General features: G+C 69.3%; 1 protein-coding gene and 1 pseudogene. Both read left to right on the top strand.

Annotated features, from left to right (window positions below):
- A partial coding sequence (locus BJQ90_RS21165) for a Pls/PosA family non-ribosomal peptide synthetase (RefSeq protein ID WP_319004676.1) occupies positions 1-2142 on the top strand: 2142 nt, incomplete at its 5' end.
- A 105-nt stretch (positions 2143-2247) separates the two neighbouring features.
- Positions 2248-2515 (top strand): annotated as a pseudogene (locus BJQ90_RS21160) (M1 family peptidase); the annotation flags it as partial.

Here is a 2515-nt window from a genome sequence, read left to right as displayed (position 1 = left end):
GTGCGGCGCACCTTGCGCCGGTCGCAGGTCTTCCAGACGCTGATGGGGGTTCCGCTGCACATCCTCGTCGGCATGCGTTGGCTGACGTACCTGATGGCGGCGAACAACCTGCTCTCGTCGTTCGCCGGCTTCACGGCGGCTCCCACCGTGTCCTGGTGGTGGGTCGGTGCGTCCTGGCTCGTCTTCGTCAGTCCTGCGGGCCGGATGCTGGTCTCCATCGCCGCAGCCCGGGTCCTGCTCCGCAAGGTGGTGCCGGGCACGTACCCCCGGTCCGGCCGGGTGCACCTGCGCCTGTGGCTGGCGGAGCAGATCCAGGACCTGGCCGGCGCCGTCAGTCTGGCGAGCGCTCCCTGGGTGCCGTACTACGCCCGCGCCCTCGGTGCCAGGATCGGCAACGACGTCCAGCTCCACTCGCTGCCGCCGGTCACCGGGCTGCTCTCGCTTGGCAGCGGCTGCAATGTCGAGCCCGAGGTCGACCTGTCCGGCTGGTGGATCGACGGCGACATCGTCCATATCGGTGCCATCCATATCGGACCCGGCGCAACGGTCGGTGCCCGCAGCACACTCATGCCCGGCGCGACGATCGGCGCCGGAGCCCAGGTTGAACCGGGATCGGCCGTGCTGGGCAAAGTGAAGTCCGGGCAACTCGTCGCGGGGTCCCCGGCCGAGCGGCGGGGCAAGGCCAAACACTCCTGGCCGGACACTCCCCCGGAGCATCCGCTGATCGCCCGGCTTTGGTTTGCCGGCTTCGCCACGGCATCCGCCGTCCTGGCCTTGATCCCCTATCTCTCCGCCGCCGCGGCTGCCCTTGTGGTCTTTGGCTTCATCCGGGGCCGCGAATCGCTGGGCGCCGCGCTGCCGCAGCTCCTGCTGTCCCTGCCGCCGGCGGCCCTGGTCTGGTTCCTCTCCAACCTGGTGCTGATCCTCTTGGCCACCCGCCTCCTGGGGGTGGGCCTGGCCGAAGGCTACTACCGGGTGCGCAGCAGGATCGGCTGGCAGGTCTGGGCCACCGAACGGGTCCTGGACCTGGCCCGCGACCTGCTCTTCCCGATTTACGCCAGCCTGTTCACGCCCGTCTGGCTGCGCCTGCTCGGGGCCAAGATCGGGAAGAACGTGGAGGCCTCGACGGTCCTGCTCATCCCCAAGATGACCACGGTGGGTGAAGGCGCCTTCCTCGCTGACGACACGATGGTGGCGTCCTATGAGCTCGACGGCGGCTGGCTGCGGATCGCTCCCGCCAAGATCGGCAAACGCTCGTTCCTGGGAAACTCCGGCATGACCGCGGCTGGCCGAAATGTCCCCAAGAACTCCCTCGTGGCGGTGCTTTCGGCGACACCCGCGAAGGCGAAGTCCGGGACGTCATGGCTGGGCAGCCCGCCGGTCCGGCTCCGGCGCACCGCCATCGCCTCCGATGACACCAGGACGTACGAACCGCCGCAGCGGCTCCGGATCGCCCGCGCGCTGTGGGAGCTGTGCCGCTTTGTCCCCGTCGTGGTGACGGTCGGGATCGCCGCCGGGGTCTTCCTGGCTTTCGACTGGCTCGCCTCTGCCTTCAATTACGGCATCGCGGCGCTCCTGGGGGGCGTGGTGATCCTGCTCGCCGGTTCCGTCGCAGCGGGCAGCGCCGTGGTGGCGAAATGGCTGCTGGTAGGGCGGATCAGGCCCGGCGAGCATCCACTGTGGAGCTCCTTCATCTGGCGCAACGAGGTCGTGGATACCTTCATCGAAATGGTCAGCGCCCCCTGGTTCGCCCGCGCGGCCGCCGGGACCCCGGCGCTGGTCTGGTGGCTTCGGGCCCTTGGCGCAAAGATCGGGGCAGGTACCTGGTGCGAAAGCTACTGGCTGCCCGAAGCGGATCTCGTGACCCTGGGCCGGAACTCCACGGTCAACCGGGGCTGCGTCGTGCAGACCCATCTCTTCCACGACCGCGTCATGAGCATCGACACTGTTACGCTCGATGACGGGGCCACGATGGGACCGCACGGAGTCATCCTCCCGCAGGCCCGGATCGGCAAGGGCGGCACGGTGGGCCCGGCATCCCTGGTGATGCGGGGTGAAACGGTGCCCGCCGCGACCTACTGGATGGGCAATCCGGTGAGCCCCTGGGGCGGCCCGGCCGTCCCTGCCCCCAAGCCGAAGTAGCCCCGCCCGTACCGCACCTGCAATCCCGAAGGCCCGTTGATGAGTCCCAGCCCCCAAAGTCCCACGGCCGCGTCCGGCACCGGAGGCGGCCTGCCCCTGGACGATATGGTTGGCTCCCCGGACCCGTACCTGCCGGGTCACGGCACCGATGCCTACCGGGTCACCCGGTATGAACTGGAGCTGGATTACAAGCTCAGCAGCAACCGCCTGAACGGGCGGGCCGTGGTGCACGCAATAACCCAACGCCCGACGTCGGCCATCGTGCTGGACCTGACCGGGCTCCGGGCCACCAAGATCCAGCTCAGCGGGCGCAGGGTGCGAAAATTCAGCCAGCGCGCCGACCAGCTCGTCGTCGTCCCCGACGCCGCCCTGC

It is taken from the genome of Arthrobacter sp. SO3 (assembly GCF_020532825.1).
Classification (GTDB): Bacteria; Actinomycetota; Actinomycetes; order Actinomycetales; family Micrococcaceae; genus Arthrobacter.
Note: the sequence above shows the minus strand (reverse complement) of the source record. Positions and strands in the feature narration are given on the sequence as shown.